Below are 16717 nucleotides of genomic sequence, written 5' to 3' on the forward strand. Positions count from 1 at the left end.
ATTCTCTATCCAGCAAAGGTATCGCTACCCTTTTACTGCCCCCAGCGTAATGCCTCTCACGAAGTATTTTTGAATGAATGGATAGATCGTAATAATCGGTAAAATACTGACGACAATCGAGACATAACGAACTTGCAGCGTTGATACAGCGAGCGCTTTGGCCGCCGTCTCTCCGCCCATTTTCTGCAAAATTTCAGGTGAGGCCATAATAAGCACCCTGCGCAGGAAGATTTGCAGCGGCTGTAGTTCGGCTTTTCCTAGATATAAAAGGGCATTGAAAAAGTCATTCCAATGTGCGACCGCATAATACAAAGTCAATACAGCCAGCGTTGGTTTAGTAAGCGGTATGGCAATGCGGAACAATAAGGTGAAATCTTTGGCCCCATCGATATTAGCGCTTTCAAAAATCTCATTCGGGATATTCTCAAAGGCAGAACGTAGAATCATCACATTAAACGTACTGATAAGCACAGGAAGGATCATGGCCCATCTCGTGTTATAGAGGCCCAATTCCGTTATAATCATGTAAAGCGGGATCAGCCCTCCGGAGAAATACATCGTAAACGCAATGTAGAAATTGAGCTTCCTTCTAAGAAAAAACTTCTTTCTCGAAAGCGGGTAAGCCGCTAGGCAGGTAGCCACGAGATTGAAAATCGTCCCCACGACTGTGTACCAAACCGTATTGTAATAAGACCTCCATAATTCCGAGTAGCCAAGCACCATCTTGTAGCCATCAAAATTGATATCAACTGGAAACAGTGTAACCAGCTTATTATCAATTGCTTCCACCGAGCTCATCGAGATACTCACCACATAAATGAAAGGGTACAAGGTCACAAGGATCGCAATAATGACGACGCTGTAAACGAGCACATAGAAGCTTCGATCCACCCATGGTTTAACCATAACGGCCTCCTTTCTTGGGGCGCCATTACCAAAGCGACATATCGTTGACACGACGGCTCGCCTGGTTGGCAGCATACACTAATATAAAACTGATAATGGAATTGAACAGCCCTACTGCTGTGGCGAAACCAAAGTTTTGCGACTCGATCCCTTGTCTGTACACATAGGTGGAGATGACATCAGCTGTTTCATAGGTCGCCCCGTTGTAAAGCAGGTACACCTTTTCAAAATTTACGCTCATAATGCCTCCTATGGACAATAGCAGCAGGATAACAATGGTCGGCTTGAGACTTGGCAGTGTAAGGTGCCACACCTCCTGGAATTTGTTAACGCCATCAATTTTGCCCGAGTCATACATTTCCTGATCAATTCCCATAATAGCTGCGATGTAGATAATGGAACTGAAGCCGAAGCTCTGCCAGATCCCCGACACGGTGAAGATGGAACGAAACCATTCAGGAGCCATCATGAAGTTGATCTTTTCCATACCGAACGACGTGAGCATCGTATTCACTATTCCATCTGTCGGCGATAGGAAGTTAATGATCATCCCTGCGATAACAACGGTCGAGATAAAGTGAGGCAGGTAGGTAACCGTTTGAGCAAAACGCTTGAAGATACCGTTCTTAATTTCAACCACACAGATTGCGAACAGGATCGGTATCGAGAATCCGATAACAAGCGGATAGAACGCCAGCAAGAAGGTGTTCCTGAGCAGTCGCCAGAAATAACGGGAATGTACGAACTGGTTCAACCATTTGAGGCCAACCCACTCCCCTCCGAAAATGCCATGCCCTGGTGTGAAGTTTTTAAAAGCAATCAATATTCCCGGCATCGGCAAGTAACAGAAAATGAAATAGTACAAAAAAACCGGTAAAAACATGAGCAGAAGCAGTTTATCTCTGCGGATCAGCTTGATCAGCGGCGGTTTCTTATCCCCCAATATGTCCAACTCCTTTCGATCAGCAGCCCTATAACTGAAGTTTAGCAAAAGCCCGACTCGGCAAATATCCAACATTTTTTCGATATGTAACACTTTCTTACGGATGTTTTGATTCATAGGAAAATAAAAAAACACCTGCATCAGTCAGGCATCATCGCCTAACAAACAGGTGTTACTTCTTCTGCTCGTGGATCGAGATCTTCCCACAATTACTCAAGCGAGGTCAGGTTTATATTTGCAAAACCAGTTTTCCGACCGTGTTCTTCTCTTCCAAAAGAGCAAGTGCCTCTGCGGCATTTTCCAGAGGATACACGCCTTGAATCTCCGCATGTATTTCTTTTCTTGCCAGCATACCTAACGCTTCTCGCGCCGCTTTCCCAGTCTCCACAGGATTACTGTCGCTGTATCCGCCTAATGTAAAACCTGCGAACTGTTTGTTGGAAAACCATATTTGATTATAAGAATGTATAACATCCTCTTCTCCGCTTGCGTTTCCAACTACAACCAGTTGGCCTAACGGACAAAGCACCTCTAAGCTTTGTTTGCGCATATTCCCCCCGACAGGATCAAAGACGGCATGAACGCCTTTTCGTCCGGTTGCCTGAAGGGTTTGCTCCACAAAATCGGATCGGATAAATAATTCATCGTATCCGAGGGATTCGGCCAGCTTTACTTTCCCGGCGCTTCCGACGGTTCCCAATACCTTGCCTGCTCCCAAACGTTTTGCCATTTGCCCTAGAAAACTGCCCAGCCCGCCAGCCGCTGCATGAACGAGTACATCGTCGCCCGTTTTCATTCTATAAACATCTTTTATAGCCAGATAAGCGGTTGTCAGATTTACAATGGAGGCTGCGGCTGTCGCTAAGTCGAGGTCAGCTCCTAATTGATCTAACGGAACCGTCAGATCTGGTCGTACATTCGCCATTGAAGCAAAGCCGTTAAGATCATGCAGTGTCATCGAGGCAACGGGTTGACCAACGTAGAAACCCTCTACTCCTTCACCGATGGCACGTACATATCCCGACACTTCCAAACCGGGAGTAAGCGGCATCGGAAAAGCGGAAATGAAATCACCGCGGCTAAGCAATACTTCGAAATAACCTACTCCAGCATAAGCAACGTCAATGGTCAGCATACCGGGGACTGGTTGAAGATCCGGCTTTTCTCGCAGCTGCAAATTTGCAGGTCCTCCTGGTCGATCAATAATGATAGCTTTCAATTTCTGTATCCTCCTTGATTGCGAATAATTCCATTATATTTGACGACCAAGGAGGTAACCAGTTTGCAGTTATACAGGTATCCAGACTAACATGCTTATTTTCGAATATACAATAATTTTTGCTCAGTGTCGGTACCTGCAATGGGAGTAAATATACAGCAGTGTAGGTTTCCATTGCCGTTAAAATTAGAAAAGGAATTCAATTGAAAGTATAATCGCCCTCCGACGAGGTGATCAATTGTGAAATGTATGGCTTTCTTTTGCTGCACATCATGCAAACGCCATAGCGTTAGAAACTCCTCGTTTTCCTTGCACATCTGCAGCACGAATTCCTCAAACCAGGGATCGTCCGCCTTTTGGTCAAAATTCGAACGAAATACCCCTAACGTGTAATCGGCAAATTCCTTCCAATTCGCCAGCTGATTGCGTAGGTTTGGATCGGTAAATATCAATCGTGTCATCACGCGTTTCTCAAATGGAATCGCATGGAAATCCGCAATGATTTCAGAAGCCATCCGATTGTAGGCCAATACCTCGGTTCGATTGTTCGCGATGATCGCCGGATAGTGCAATTGGTCAATAATGTTCTGAAGGTCCGGATATATTTCCTTAGCGTTCGGGTAAGAGACTCCCCCTCCGCCATAATTTGCCAAACGAAGCAAATGAAGATGTTCTTCTGAAGATAATTGCAAGGCTTTGCCGACGCTCTCGATCACTTCCCTTGAGGCGGTGACGGCCCTGCCTTGTTCAAGCCAGGTATACCAAGTGATACTTACCCCCGCAAGATGGGCAACCTCTTCTCTGCGTAATCCCGGCGTTCTCCTTCTGCCAAACCGACCGACAATGCTGGCATGATCCGGCTTGATCCGTTCCCGGCGGGATTTTAAAAAGTCTCCGAGTATTTTAACTTTTTGATTTTCTGAAGACATTCCACAGCCTCCTTCTTCGCGATCAATTCAATTTATCAGCATGAACATTCTGAATCTACAATCTCTACGTGTCAGTTTTTATTATACAGATATTAATAAAAAAACGACATCTCTGTCGTTTCGCTTGTATCTCATTTATTGATTCAGAACCATCAATTTTAAGCACTCCGCATGTGTCGAGTAGACAGTGACAACAAACGTGTATGTGTCCGAAGGAATAGTGTTTGCTCTGAGTTTTTAGTAATAACAAAGCGCTTGCTATTTATTTGGTACGGCGGTCAACGTACTGCTTTGTTTGATTTTTTGTATGGACAGATTCAAACTGTAGTTCCCATAATCGAGAAGTTTATTAAGAAAAAGGTTCAGTTGATCTGGGGATGAAACTTTTATCGTTAAATGATAACAGCCTTCACCAGAAATTCGGTGTGCTTCTACTACCTCATTTTGATCGGTTATAAAACGAATAAACGAATCGTGATTTGCTGTTTTCATATGAATAATTACAAATGCTGTAAAAACAAGTCCTAGTTTCATTTCATCGATTATAAGGGAGTAGGCTGTAATTACACCGCTTTCCTCAAGTTTTTTGATACGATTGCCTACTGCTTGTCCAGTCATATGAATTTGTTCCCCTAAGTCTTTCCATTGAATCCTTGAATTTTCGGTTAGTAACCGAAGGATCTGATAATCAGTTTGATCAAGTTGCATATAATAATCCTTTCACCGTGAAATGAAATAATGAAAAAGTGTTTCATTGAAGCATCGAATTTATTCAAGATGTCATTTATCATTTAATTATACATTAACCCTTATCCCAAAGTTGAGAAAGGGAACATGTATTTGATACTGACCGTTGAGCAAACTATACCCAAATCAAAAAGGAGTCCATTACACATGAAAATACAACTGATTCGAAATGCGACACTTGTTGTCCAGTATGCAGGGAAGAAGTTTTTAATCGACCCTTTTTTAGGGGAAAAAGGTATTTACCCACCTTTCCCTAATTCGTTGCGACAAGATCAAAACAATCCTTTGGTTAGCTTACCAATCTCGGTTGACAATATTATCAGCAACTTAGATGCTGTGATTGTTACTCATCTACATTTAGACCATTGGGACGACACGGCTAAAGAGGTCTTACCAAAAGATATTAAAATGTTTGTACAAAATGAAGAAGACGCAACAGAAGTAAGAAACTCTGGTTTTCAAAATGTAGAAGTGCTACAAGAAAATTCAGCCTTTGGAGATATTCAATTAGTTAAAACAAAAGGCGAACACGGAAGAGGAGAAATATTACAACTTGCTGGACATGTTTGCGGTGTTGTCTTTAAGCACCCAAGTGAGAAAACATTGTATATTGCTGGAGATACGGTTTGGTATGAAGCTGTTCAGGAAGCAATCGATAAACACAAACCGGAAATCATTGTTGTAAATGGAGGAGATAATCAATTCCTTCAAGGTGGTTCTTTAGTAATGGGGAAAGAGGATATCTACAATGTTTATACAGCCGCCCCTGAGGCGAAAATTATTTCTGTCCATATGGAAGCAGTTAATCATTGGACATTATCAAGGGAAGAATTGAAAAGTTATACAAACGAAAGAGGAATTTCCTCAAATGTCCTGATTCCAAATGATGGGGAATCTTTTGCGTTTTAGTGTTAGGTTAATGAAACCAAAACCCTACAAGACCCTAGCCTTCTAGGGTCTTGTCATTCTTTCCAGAGATTGATTACTTATCTATTAACCTGATCGTTCCTTTCAGAAGCCGCCCTGTACGTACAGCCTAAATGCGATAAAATTTTCTCGTAGGTAAAACGAGGTTAAACTCTAATGTTGCAATAAAAATTGAATGGCTAGGTACTGGGATAGGGTCTAGTTGTAATCTCGTACTTACCCGCAGACATACATAGAAGAGCCGCCCTATCCTTGTGGGTTGCTCTCACTAATATCAGTCCTCAGGCTCTCAAACTGTCTCTGTCACATGCGTTACTTCTTCTTGCTTCCTTCGATTAAGTTCACGATAAAGCGAACCCTTACTTACTCCTGTCATTTCCTCAATTTGCGTTACCGTAAACTCTTTACTTTCATGCAGCTTGATTGCTTTGTCTAGCTTCTTCTTATCCGTCATAGGGCGACCGCCCTTGCGTCCACGTGCTCTAGCGGCTTCTAGTCCTGGTAAAACTATTTTTCAGTTTTAGACTGCTCTTTATTAGCATAACTAAGTCGGAGTAACTACTGCCGTATAGGCAGGAAAAGTCAGGTAAACTTTCGTACCTTTGCCCACTTCACTATGAATTCGCAACCCATATCCTTGGCCAAAACGAATCTGGATACGGTCATGGACATTTCTCAACCCATACCCGGTTGTATGCATCCGAAGAACCTCTTCGGCAAGCTCCTCGTTCATACCCGGCCCGTTGTCTTCAATGCTAAATTCCAGATCTTCTCCAATCATGTAACCTCGGAGCACAATTCGGCCTCTTTCGCTTCCCTTGCGCAGCTGGTCGATGCCGTGCTCCAGCGCATTTTCGAGAATCGGCTGAAAAATAAGGTTAATCATGTCATAGCGCAGCAGCGCTTCCTCGACTTCACAACTAAAATCAAAATTATAATTGTGCATAATGCTTTGAATATGCATGTAATCCTTGGCATTCTCGAGCTCATTTCGGACAGGAATAAAGTCTCTCCCTTTATTTAGCACAGTCCGATAAAATCTGGATACGGTATTTGTAATTTGGCTGATTTCCATGGCATCGATTTCTAGCGCTTTCCAATTAATGATGGACAACGTATTATACAGGAAGTGCGGATTAATCTGAGTCTGCAGCGCCTTGAGCTCCGCCTCTTTTTGCGTAATTTTGCTTTGATAAACCTCTTCGATAAGTGTGTTAATATTGGTCAGCATGTTGCCGAAACGGTTGGTCAGCTGGCCGATTTCATCCTTGGACTGGCTGGTCACATCAATCTTTAAATTACCATTTTCAACGATCATCATTTTTTTATTGAGCTTAATAATCCGTTTGACGAATGTGTTGGAAAACATCCAAATAATAAGCAGCAATATCGCCAAACAAATCACGGTAATCAGCGCTGTCGCACTGACAATACTCTTGGCATCCACTGAAATCCCGTTCTTGGGTGTAAAATAAACGAGTTTCCAGCCCGACTCCGGGATGTCCGCCGTGATGTACATATAATCGGTATGGTTCATAGTAAATGAGCCCACTTTATCGCTTAACTGTTTTGGCATCAAAGTTGTTATAGGGAGCTTGGCATCCATTCGGACATTTTTGGACAGAATCGGATTTCCCTGTTTATCTAGGATCAAGACCCCGTAGGCGTTCGTTTTAATGTCATCCAAGTCTTGAAACATGCTATCCCCATCAATGCTGAGAAATAAAACAGCCGGAGGCTTCCCTACTTGCACACCCTCTTCACCAACAAACGCTCGGGTGGCAAACAGCTTGCCATTCCTAATGTTCCACTGAGTTTCTTGCGGCTTAACCTCTCGATTCACCCACTGCAAATCATTCGTCAAACCCAGCGGCAAGATATACTCCCCGCGCAGAATGGACGGATTATCGGTAAACACAGAAATTTGTAGAAGATCTGTATTAAAATCAAGAATATTACTAAAAAACGGATCCACATAATCGCGATACAGCACTGGAAAATCACCATCATTTGCGATGAAAATCCGCTTAAACACCACATTTTGCGTAATCGAATTAATGATCGATTCATGCTGCTTCGCCCGATAGTTTATCGTCTCGGCAATTTGACTGATCGCCCCGTCTAAATTTTGTTTTGCTTGCTGCAATAGAAAGCTGCTGGCTTGATGGTAAGAAAACAGCCCTAGCACGAGAACGGGAATAATAGAAACAATCATATAGGAAATAAACAGCTTTTGCTTGAACCTCAAGTTTTGAAAATAAGCAAGGAATCTTCTCATCATGAGCTCTTCATCTCACGGAATTTGGCTGGACTTTGCCCATGATACTGTTTGAAAATTTTGCAGAAATACGAATTATTCATGAAACCGACTTGGTGACTAATATCCGCAATCGTCAAATTCGTCTTGCGTAAAAGCTCCTCTGCCTTGTGCATGCGAACAAGCGTAATGTACTTAACAAGCGTTTGCCCCACTTCCTTACTGAACAAATAACTAAGATAGGTCTGGGTGAGGAACACCTTATCCGCAATCCATTTCAGACTGATATCCGACATATAGTTGTCATCAATAAGCTTTAAAATATCCTTAATCACTTTCTTACTAAACTCCGTACTATGCACATCAGTTTCTCTGCCTATCAAAGCCATAACAGATTGAATCTGCCCCTTCAATTCGGTTAAGGATTTACACCCAAAGATAGCCTCAACGACGGATTTAAACGCATGGTTGTCACTTTTTCCAGCCGTTTCCCACATTTTCTTGGCCAATTCAATGCACATGTACTTGATATAAATAGCTGAATGCTGCCCGCTGCCATCAATGGTCTTAAAAAACAGCTCAACGCCTTTGCGAAAACCAAAGTCATCCTTCATATCCAAATGCCAATAAACTGTTTCCATCAGCTTCGGGATGGTGTCGGACAAATCTTCTTTGCCCTGACTTTCATCCGTATATAACACCGTGCTTTCCTGAAAGAAAAACTTATATTCGAGCACGCTCTCCATCAGCCTAAACTCTTGCGCTAGTTCGCTTTCCGAGCATACATGTCTCCCCACAACAAGCGTGACCGTATCATCATACAAGCCCGTAATGCTATCTTTGAGCTTGCTCCCTAGAAGCTGCTGCTCTTCCCCATTCCATGCATTCCTATCATATAGAACGAAGAGTAAGCTCTGATGTTCATTCAAATTGACATATTCGATAGGTGCAGAAATGACTTCCTTAACCCTGTCTGGAAGCTCATCATGCTCGGCATCAAATACAGGCTGGGTAAAATCAATCAGAATCATCTGGATATACTTCTGTCTAAAATCGATGCCTGATAAAGCAAGCTTCTGAGTTAGCCATGCATTTTGCTGGCCGTTATTGATCAACTCCAGCAATAAATGTTCCTTTTCTTGTTCTTGGTCTTTTTGGCAAAGCTCAATCACATGGGTAAACTCACGAATGAAATCATTCACGTCAATCGGCTTAAGCAGATAAGCAAAAATGTGATAATGAATCGCTCTTTGCGCATATTCGAACTCCCCGTACGCGCTGAAAATGATAATTTTCAACTCGGGAAACTGTTCCCTTGCCCTTCTGCATAATTCAAGCCCATCCATAAAAGGCATCTTGATATCTGTTAACAAAATATCGATGGGATGCGATGCCAGAATGTCCAATGCCTCTTCGCCATTCTCAGCTTCCATCACTGATAAGGGCAGCTTATATTTATGAATTAATAGCTTGATACCTTCTCTTTCGATGTGCTCGTCATCAACGATGAGGATCTGAAACACTGGATTCCTCCATTTCCAGGCATGCCATCACGAAAGGAGCAAACCCTTTAGGGTCATCCCTACGCACAGGCTCGCTGATATAATAGGCGTAAGAGCCATCACGGTAAGGTGTTCCTCCTAATCCCGCGACGCTGCAAATTTGGTTCACATGCAGTGAGCCGTCCGCATCCTTTTCCACGCAATGAGTTAACAGACCTTGGAAACCATTGCGCGCAACATGTAAAAAGGAATCGCTCAAATACCCTTTTCTAGCGCCCTTGGCTAAGGCGTACACGAACATCGCAGATCCGGAGGCTTCCAGGTAATTCCCCTCCCGCTCCCCTTCATCAAGCACTTGATACCATAACCCGGATTCCGGTTCTTGGACACGAGCAATAGCTTCCGCCAGCCGATAAAAGAGCCCAATCACGAGACCCCTTTTGGGATGATCGATCGGTAAAAAGTCCAACACATCCACAATCGCCATCACATACCAGCCGAGTGCCCGCCCCCAGAAGTGAGGTGAACAGCCCGATTCCTTGTCTGCCCAGGACTGTTCTTTGCTCTCATCCCAACCGTGATACAGCAGGCCAGTCTTTGGGTCTCGTGCATGTTTTTCCATCAGAAGAATCTCATGGGTCACGTCATCGAACCATTCCGAAGCGCCAAAGGCTTGGGCATACCGCGCTAGCAGCGGTGAAGTCATATAGACGCCATCCAGCCACATTTGGTAGGGATAGATCTTTTTATGCCAAAGCCCGCCTTCCGAGGTACGCGGATGGCTTTTCATCTGGGTCACCAATAGTTCTAGCGCTTTGCGATATCGCTCGTCACCTGTCTGCTCCAAAAGCAGGAACAGAGACTTACCTTGATTAATTTGGTCTACGTTATATTCTTCGAGACGATACGTCTCGATACTTCCATCTGGTTTAATAAATAAATCCATATTCGTCTTGATATAATCGAAATAGCGATAATCCCCTGTCTTGCGCCATACTTGTTCAAATGCAGTCAGCATACAACCGTTTTCATAGTTCCAGCATCTTCTTCGCTGAAACGGCATATCGGATACGAGCGGATATTGCTGCATGAATGATTCGGACATTTGAATTGACCATTTCGTAGACATATGAACTCCTCCTAGAAGAAACCGACTCCATCTAAATTTTATCAGACAATGCCAGCGATTGAAATTTAACATTTTTTCGTTCCGTGTGACTATTTTATGATTGAAAGGCGCTGCAATGTGCGAAGAGGCGAACTTACCTCTTGGCACCCTGCAGCGCCTTTCTTATTACCAAACATTGGCGCAAATGCCGCCTGTCCATTGACCACTTAATCAGCATCCAAAAAATTCTCGTACGTAATTTGCTTAAACCTTTCTTTCCAAGGAGAGATAGCTTGCAAATTCTCATAAATCTCTTCCGCCTTTTGAATGCAGACGGATTGAACAATTCGTGCATATTCCATACATCCGGAATCATGAATCATTTGCAAAAAATCATCTTTCTCTTCCAAAAGGAAGTCTGCCGTAATTTCACCATCATAATACGCCTTCAATTGGCTAAATGCCGCATCTTCAATGGATAGTAAATACAACACAGGAAGCGTTCGTTTCTTTCCAATCAAATCGTTTTTCACATCAAACCGAATTAGATCTCTCATATCATTTTGAATTTGATGAATAAGGCCAATACAGTCAGCTAATTGATGAAGCTGTTCAATGGTTTCCTCCGAGCACGCTAAAGAGGAATAGCCCATGAAACAGGCAAACCGGAATAAGGAACCTGATTTCTCTTGCGTCATCATCAAATAGTCATCTACCGTTGATATCGCATTGGTTATATCTTTTTGTTGGCCATTAATCGATCTCGAAATGATTTTACTTACCTCGACTAGCATCTTATCTTTGACCTGCAAGTGCCCTAATTCACCTATAAATCCCATGAAAAGCGCCATAACAGCATTCAACGTAATGGCTTGTGGGCATTGCATCCATGGCTTAGTCCCTTGATCTTGATCCTGCAAATCATCCATAATATCCAAGGTTAGAATGACCAGTTCCGTCACCGCAGCAATGCGATGAATGTGAGGCGAATCTCCTCCTAACATCTTGTGCGCGCAAATCGTGATCTTAGACCATGTACAGTTTTCCTTTTCTTTATCGTCAATAAAAGATTTAAGATGAGCATTTAAATCTTCTACATAAATATAGTCATCAATAACACGGTGCATATGTTCCTTGATGTCCTGCATCGTTTCCTCCCTGAGTTTATGTGTAATATTTGCTTTTAATAAACTTTTCTAATGCTTCCGTTCTTGATTTGGCGCCCCATTTGTCATAAATCTTGCGTAAATAATTATCGACGGTTCGCTTACTCATAAAGATCCGTTCCGCAATTTGTTCGTGAGTCGCCCCCTTAACCAACATGTTCATCATGAGTACTTCTTCCTCTAGTAGCACACAGTCATCCTTCGTATATTCCCCACTTAATTGCATCTGATGAAAGAATGATAACGGCAGCATCGTATGGCCATCCAACATACAATTCACCATATTTTTAATCGTTCGTTCACTCGACTCCTTCGATAGAACGCCGCTTACTTTGATTTCGATTAGTTTATTCAAGATGCCAGACACATCGATTCCCGTAAAAATAACAATATGCATATTCGGATATATGTCCTTTAACTGGGCAGCGACTTCTGTGCCGGATTGATCAGGAAGTTGATAATCTAGAAATACGAGACCCGGCTGATGCAGCTCCACTTGTTCCAAGCATTGCTTGGCATTAGAGACAACGCCGATAACTTCAATACCATCTATCTCTTCTAACAAAGATTTGGTCGCACGTGCAAATAAAGGATGGTCGTCTACAACTAATGTCTTAACGACTTCAATCATGCAGAAATCATCTCCTCGGTGGGTATCGTGATGATAAACTTCGTTCCACTTCCTTTTTGCGTGTTGAGCTCAAAGCGTCCACCCACGTGCAAGACTCTGCTTCTCATTTGTTCGATCCCCATGCCTGATGCGCCAATTTCCGGGTGAACTCCGTCTCTGTCATGAAATCCCACACCGTCATCCTCATAAATTAAACGAAAATTATTGTCTCTTTCCACGATCTGAAAGGTAACTTTAGTTGCCTGAGAATGCTTTTTTGCATTATTAAGCAGCTCTTGGACGATTCGAAATATATGCCGTTTAGTAAGCAAATCTTTGGTTTCGATGACAGCAGCATGTCCTGCTTGAAATTCAAGCTCAAATGGCGTTGTATAGGACTCCTTTTCCAAGTACATTTTCAACGTTTGAATCAGACCTACCTCTTTTAGCAAATGGGGATTTAACTCAAAGCAGCTTTGGCGCAGGCTAGCATTGATCATTTCCACAAAATTATTCATATTTTTCAACTGCAACTGATCTTCTTGATGCATCGTTGACTTATCTGCAAGAGAGGAAATTCTTCTTTTGAGAAAGAAAAGATCCTGCATCGTCGTATCATGAAGATCGTTAGCAATTCGAATTCGTTCCTCTTCCTGAAGTTCAAACATCACCTTACGAAACCATAAAATATCATTCGCAGCCGTTTCATGAGGGAGCTCGGAAGCAAATTGCTGCAGCCTGACCGTCAACTTGCGGATCAAGTGGACATTTTCCAAACTAACTTCCAAATAGGATGTAATTAAATGCAGCCATTGAATTTCTTCTTTTGACAGAAGTGTGTTCGTCTTTTTACGTGTCATAATCAAATAGCTCGTATACTCTTCATGACTATTCATCACCATGCATGTGTAAGATGGATGGTCGAGTATGGATGACGATTTGATAAGCTGCTGAACTTCTGAGGTATCTATTTCCCCTTCGTAAATGATCTCGTTATCATTCTTATACTGGAACACAATGGCTCCACCCATCACCTGAAGTGTCCCCACAATATCCACGAGAATAATCTCTTTCAACTCACGGAAACTGGAAATGGTTCCAAGGTTTTTGGAAATTTTCTTCAAAGCCGACTGCAGGGCGAATTTTCTCGGGAACAAAAAGGGTTCCAGTCGTGTAATCCCATATTCAGCTGCATACAGTACCGTGGAAACTAGCAGCATCAATCCGACGAAAATGAACAGAATTTGCTTTTCTTCCACGATATGGCGAAATAAGAAAACATAGGCCCCTGTAAACAGGCTTACCGGTAAAATGGACAGCAGGCCAGCGAACAAGAAGCGCCGGACAACAAGACCGATATCATACAACTGGTTGGAGGCGATCAAGTACGCAAAAGAGATGGGAAAAAATAAAATAATCCAGCTTGTGTATATCGCATTTAAAATGCGTTCTCCCATAATTAATTTTGGAAGAATAGAGAAGCAGATCACCGGTAAAAAAGAAATCAATAATGACAACCATACGCTATTGATAATACTGGACACGTAGGATTGTTGTTTCCGAACTTTAACATACAGGAATGTTAAGACACTCATATTAATAACAAAGCCAATAATGAAAAAAATCAAGGTTACAGAGCCATCATATTGGAAAAACGTGACCATCGAAGGGTAAAAGTACCCGCTCCTTAAACCAAGGGCAATAATTGCAATGGCATACAAATATTTTAAAATTCGAGTTGGTAATTCGATATCGCCTTTTTCCTTGAAAAAGACAATTAAGAAATGCAAAAAGACAATCGGCAAAACCATCATAAAGCTGGCGATCAACAGCTTTCCAATAGCATCCCCTCGAATAGAAGCGCCAAGACTCATAAAAATGATAGCCATAGTCAGAAAAACAGCCGAAAGCATCCTGGCTGATGGAGAATGGCGCATTTTCATAACAAGCAAACCAGCCATGAACAGACAAACAAATTCCTCTATTAGTGGAATCATATCACGGGCAATAGGGCTATCCACGTTCACTTCGACTTTATGCTCACTTCCGCCTCTTGAAATCAGCAAGTTTTGAGCACGCTCTGTAACTTTCCACTTTTGAACGTATAAGAATTCATCGGGAAGCTTGCCGTCCACCTGCTTGACGATATCCCCAACCTTGACATCAAGCTTCGAACTAGCGCTTTCGTGATCGATCTCCTTGATAACCCATTGCTGCTCTGGCGTATTTTCCAGATAAATACCGATATAAGGGAAATGAAAGGTAATGAACGAGCACCAAATCTGCAACACTATGAAAATTGACACGCACAAGCCTATTGCATATTTATTTCTCATCCTCCAACATCCTCCATTTATTTGCTATAATACTTTTGTAGTCCAATCGCTCGGGAAAGGAGTGACCCTATGCCTATCATTCAGTTAACCCCGCAATTGCAGCAAAACGTTCGCATGATGAAACGCGTTGATCGTCGCGAAGATGCAAACACTTTGTTAACTACACACTCATTATCATTATCTAAAGAAGAATTTTCCGCAGCGGTAAGAACATTTAACCGTCCTGCACATACTAGGCAGAAAGAACTAGTGGAACCCAAATGTGAATGGTGGTAGTTCCTAGTAGTATTTTACCAAATTAAAAAAGGATTGCATAATTAGCCTTCAGCTAATCATGCAATCCTTTTTTCGTTTTCTTGCAAAGATTTTTGCGTGTTTTGCACAAGAATGAAAAATAGGTTGAAATCAGTGAAATGATTTATGTGATGCCCTTACAACAAGTTAACTTTATGATAATAAGTATATATATGGAAAATGGCACTCGATTCTTTGAATGGATGAGAAGAAAGGAGTTCAAGGTATGAAAGATAAAATAATGAACCGATGGAGTACCTATGAGCCCTTCTATATCGAACTAGCTGATAAAAAGATCGTCGATATTGTTATCACGCATCATGCCCATAGTCGATGGATCACTCGTGTGGAAAGTGAACAAACACAGCTTGAGGAGATATGTAACTATTTATGGGATAAGCTTAAGAGTGGCAACATAGCGCCCTACTACCGCAACGAAGAAGAAGTATACGTTATCGATGATGATTTACTAATGGTTGTCCAATTTATTGAGGTAGAAAATGAAACGGATCTGATCGGCAAACCCTTACACAGAATGATTGTCATCACCTTCCTCGGATTTATGTCTAAAACCATGGAATTGCGTGACTTACGATCCTATTATTCTTGGTTGCGTCATTCCAGAAGAATGACGCTAATTAAGAATAACAGGAAGAAAAGATAACGAGGAAAGCCATCATGCCGAAGCGCGCACCTGCTTTCACGACCCTACAAGAATAAAAAACGCTGCGGCGCATGGGATAACCACTCCGGTTATTCTCCCATGCGCCGCAGCACTCCATTTAATCCTAAGCCGTCCCGAAGGTGACGCCCAGTTCCCGAAGCCGCTTGCGGTACGCGATACTCAAGCGATCTGTATTCAGATGCAGCTCCGCCTGAAGATCGAGCGGTAGCAGCTCTGGCTTCTGGTTTTCGACCATCTCACGATCCTGCTCAATGAGCAGATCCTGGAACTGAACGAAAACCTCGTCAGGTTCCTCATACGCATAGTTCCTCTGCTTCAACATGAACGCTTTGCTCATCTGCTCCGTTTCCGGCAGCACCATCAAGAACAACCGGAAGATATGATCCGTATCGCGATCTCTTTTGGTAAAAGCGACACTGAGCGGACCGAACACTTCGTATACGTATCGGCTATGTATGCCGCGCCCCATTCCATCCGGATCGGGTTGATAGACAACGATTTCCTCTGAAGTAAGGACTCCTTCCTCCTCGTAAACCTGATAATCCCCAATTTCGGCATATTCACTATCACCTAGCAAACCCTCATGTACAAACATCAAGTGGGATACGTCGAGGAAGTTCTCTATGATGCGAGGTCCTGCAGCCTGCAAGGTGTAAGGTCCCATGATGACTTCTTTGAAACCGTCAGGGATAAACGCATTCACTTTTGGCAGGGAACTAGTCGGTGTACCTAAGCTCACCCAGATGAAACCGTGTGCCTCTACACATGCGTAGACGAACGCTTTCGCCTTCGAGGGAATCGCTCGATCAGCGGGCAGAGACGGAATTCGCGTACATGTACCGCAGCCGTTGTATGACCAACCGTGGTAAGCACAGACGAGTTCATCCCCCTTCACTTTGCCCAGCGATAACGGTACACCCCGATGAATGCATAAGTCTTTGAAAGCGTGGACGCCTTGCGAGGTGCGGAATACAGCCACTTTTTCACCTAATACGATCACAGGTACCGGTTTATCTATCAGATCTGACGATAACAACACCGGATGCCACTCGTCCATCAAAGCAATATCTTGTATCGCCATCGTCCTA

The 16717-nt window shown here is 42.8% G+C and carries 16 protein-coding genes; 3 read left to right on the top strand and 13 right to left on the bottom strand.

The features are described 5' to 3' along the window. Nucleotides 1-24: 24 nt before the first annotated feature. The 5 genes from QFZ80_RS30475 to QFZ80_RS30495 form a co-directional block, all read right to left on the bottom strand. Nucleotides 25-906 carry a carbohydrate ABC transporter permease gene (locus tag QFZ80_RS30475; RefSeq protein ID WP_307551958.1) on the bottom strand — a complete coding sequence of 294 codons (882 nt, stop codon included), beginning with the start codon at nucleotides 904-906 and terminating at the stop codon, nucleotides 25-27. 25 nt (nucleotides 907-931) lie between these two features. Next, nucleotides 932-1849, bottom strand: a complete 918-nt coding sequence (locus tag QFZ80_RS30480; protein ID WP_307551957.1) for an ABC transporter permease — start codon at nucleotides 1847-1849, stop codon at nucleotides 932-934. A gap of 229 nt (nucleotides 1850-2078) precedes the next feature. After that, complete coding sequence (locus tag QFZ80_RS30485) at nucleotides 2079-3068, bottom strand: quinone oxidoreductase family protein (RefSeq protein ID WP_307562450.1); 990 nt, start codon at nucleotides 3066-3068, stop codon at nucleotides 2079-2081. A 95-nt stretch (nucleotides 3069-3163) separates the two neighbouring features. Next, on the bottom strand, nucleotides 3164-3997 hold the full coding sequence (locus QFZ80_RS30490; RefSeq protein WP_307562452.1) for a helix-turn-helix transcriptional regulator: 834 nt from the start codon (nucleotides 3995-3997) through the stop codon (nucleotides 3164-3166). Nucleotides 3998-4255: 258 nt separating this feature from the next. Continuing rightward, nucleotides 4256-4705 carry an Lrp/AsnC family transcriptional regulator gene (locus tag QFZ80_RS30495; RefSeq protein ID WP_307562454.1) on the bottom strand — a complete coding sequence of 150 codons (450 nt, stop codon included), beginning with the start codon at nucleotides 4703-4705 and terminating at the stop codon, nucleotides 4256-4258. A 186-nt stretch (nucleotides 4706-4891) separates the two neighbouring features. Between QFZ80_RS30495 and QFZ80_RS30500 the strand changes: the two genes are divergently transcribed. Continuing rightward, the gene (locus tag QFZ80_RS30500) at nucleotides 4892-5653 is read left to right on the top strand and encodes an MBL fold metallo-hydrolase (RefSeq protein ID WP_307551950.1); all 762 of its coding nucleotides are present in this window, start codon (nucleotides 4892-4894) and stop codon (nucleotides 5651-5653) included. A gap of 307 nt (nucleotides 5654-5960) precedes the next feature. On the opposite strand, the gene QFZ80_RS30505 is transcribed toward QFZ80_RS30500, so the two are convergent. From QFZ80_RS30505 to QFZ80_RS30535, 7 genes are all read right to left on the bottom strand, one after another. After that, nucleotides 5961-6125, bottom strand: coding sequence for a hypothetical protein (locus tag QFZ80_RS30505; protein WP_307551947.1), 165 nt, complete (start codon nucleotides 6123-6125; stop codon nucleotides 5961-5963). Between the two features lie 90 nt (nucleotides 6126-6215). After that, nucleotides 6216-7952: a sensor histidine kinase gene (locus QFZ80_RS30510; protein WP_307551945.1), complete on the bottom strand. Its 1737-nt coding sequence runs from the start codon at nucleotides 7950-7952 to the stop codon at nucleotides 6216-6218. Beyond that, nucleotides 7949-9451, bottom strand: coding sequence for a response regulator transcription factor (locus QFZ80_RS30515; RefSeq protein WP_307562456.1), 1503 nt, complete (start codon nucleotides 9449-9451; stop codon nucleotides 7949-7951). Before QFZ80_RS30515 ends, QFZ80_RS30510 begins: the two co-directional genes overlap by 4 nt. Next, nucleotides 9429-10559 carry a glycoside hydrolase family 88/105 protein gene (locus QFZ80_RS30520; protein WP_307562458.1) on the bottom strand — a complete coding sequence of 377 codons (1131 nt, stop codon included), beginning with the start codon at nucleotides 10557-10559 and terminating at the stop codon, nucleotides 9429-9431. Before QFZ80_RS30520 ends, QFZ80_RS30515 begins: the two co-directional genes overlap by 23 nt. A 206-nt stretch (nucleotides 10560-10765) precedes the next feature. Continuing rightward, nucleotides 10766-11686, bottom strand: coding sequence for a polyprenyl synthetase family protein (locus QFZ80_RS30525; RefSeq protein WP_307562460.1), 921 nt, complete (start codon nucleotides 11684-11686; stop codon nucleotides 10766-10768). A gap of 16 nt (nucleotides 11687-11702) precedes the next feature. After that, complete coding sequence (locus tag QFZ80_RS30530) at nucleotides 11703-12335, bottom strand: response regulator transcription factor (RefSeq protein ID WP_307562461.1); 633 nt, start codon at nucleotides 12333-12335, stop codon at nucleotides 11703-11705. Beyond that, nucleotides 12332-14650 carry a sensor histidine kinase gene (locus tag QFZ80_RS30535; protein ID WP_307551935.1) on the bottom strand — a complete coding sequence of 773 codons (2319 nt, stop codon included), beginning with the start codon at nucleotides 14648-14650 and terminating at the stop codon, nucleotides 12332-12334. The genes QFZ80_RS30530 and QFZ80_RS30535 overlap by 4 nt, the downstream gene beginning before the upstream one ends. A 69-nt stretch (nucleotides 14651-14719) precedes the next feature. Between QFZ80_RS30535 and QFZ80_RS30540 the strand changes: the two genes are divergently transcribed. Together QFZ80_RS30540 and QFZ80_RS30545 are read left to right on the top strand one after the other, a co-directional pair. Further along, on the top strand, nucleotides 14720-14926 hold the full coding sequence (locus QFZ80_RS30540) for a hypothetical protein (protein WP_307551933.1): 207 nt from the start codon (nucleotides 14720-14722) through the stop codon (nucleotides 14924-14926). A gap of 244 nt (nucleotides 14927-15170) precedes the next feature. Beyond that, nucleotides 15171-15608 carry a hypothetical protein gene (locus QFZ80_RS30545; protein ID WP_307551931.1) on the top strand — a complete coding sequence of 146 codons (438 nt, stop codon included), beginning with the start codon at nucleotides 15171-15173 and terminating at the stop codon, nucleotides 15606-15608. Nucleotides 15609-15732: 124 nt separating this feature from the next. Here the strand turns inward: QFZ80_RS30545 and QFZ80_RS30550 are convergent, their stop codons facing one another. After that, nucleotides 15733-16710 carry an aromatic ring-hydroxylating oxygenase subunit alpha gene (locus QFZ80_RS30550; RefSeq protein WP_307551928.1) on the bottom strand — a complete coding sequence of 326 codons (978 nt, stop codon included), beginning with the start codon at nucleotides 16708-16710 and terminating at the stop codon, nucleotides 15733-15735. Nucleotides 16711-16717 lie beyond the last annotated feature (7 nt).

This window comes from Paenibacillus sp. V4I7 (assembly GCF_030817275.1).
GTDB lineage: Bacteria > Bacillota > Bacilli > Paenibacillales > NBRC-103111 > Paenibacillus_E.

What these genes read in the sequence shown, in the direction of transcription:
- QFZ80_RS30520 (WP_307562458.1), bottom strand. Translation starts at nt 10,559, where the DNA reads ATGTCTACGAAATGGTCAATTCAAATGTCCGAATCATTCATGCAGCAA.
- QFZ80_RS30530 (WP_307562461.1), bottom strand. Translation starts at nt 12,335, where the DNA reads ATGATTGAAGTCGTTAAGACATTAGTTGTAGACGACCATCCTTTATTT.
- QFZ80_RS30510 (WP_307551945.1), bottom strand. Translation starts at nt 7,952, where the DNA reads ATGATGAGAAGATTCCTTGCTTATTTTCAAAACTTGAGGTTCAAGCAA.
- QFZ80_RS30540 (WP_307551933.1), top strand. Translation starts at nt 14,720, where the DNA reads ATGCCTATCATTCAGTTAACCCCGCAATTGCAGCAAAACGTTCGCATG.
- QFZ80_RS30535 (WP_307551935.1), bottom strand. Translation starts at nt 14,650, where the DNA reads ATGAGAAATAAATATGCAATAGGCTTGTGCGTGTCAATTTTCATAGTG.
- QFZ80_RS30505 (WP_307551947.1), bottom strand. Translation starts at nt 6,125, where the DNA reads ATGACGGATAAGAAGAAGCTAGACAAAGCAATCAAGCTGCATGAAAGT.
- QFZ80_RS30490 (WP_307562452.1), bottom strand. Translation starts at nt 3,997, where the DNA reads ATGTCTTCAGAAAATCAAAAAGTTAAAATACTCGGAGACTTTTTAAAA.
- QFZ80_RS30475 (WP_307551958.1), bottom strand. Translation starts at nt 906, where the DNA reads ATGGTTAAACCATGGGTGGATCGAAGCTTCTATGTGCTCGTTTACAGC.
- QFZ80_RS30495 (WP_307562454.1), bottom strand. Translation starts at nt 4,705, where the DNA reads ATGCAACTTGATCAAACTGATTATCAGATCCTTCGGTTACTAACCGAA.
- QFZ80_RS30550 (WP_307551928.1), bottom strand. Translation starts at nt 16,710, where the DNA reads ATGGCGATACAAGATATTGCTTTGATGGACGAGTGGCATCCGGTGTTG.
- QFZ80_RS30525 (WP_307562460.1), bottom strand. Translation starts at nt 11,686, where the DNA reads ATGCAGGACATCAAGGAACATATGCACCGTGTTATTGATGACTATATT.
- QFZ80_RS30545 (WP_307551931.1), top strand. Translation starts at nt 15,171, where the DNA reads ATGAAAGATAAAATAATGAACCGATGGAGTACCTATGAGCCCTTCTAT.
- QFZ80_RS30500 (WP_307551950.1), top strand. Translation starts at nt 4,892, where the DNA reads ATGAAAATACAACTGATTCGAAATGCGACACTTGTTGTCCAGTATGCA.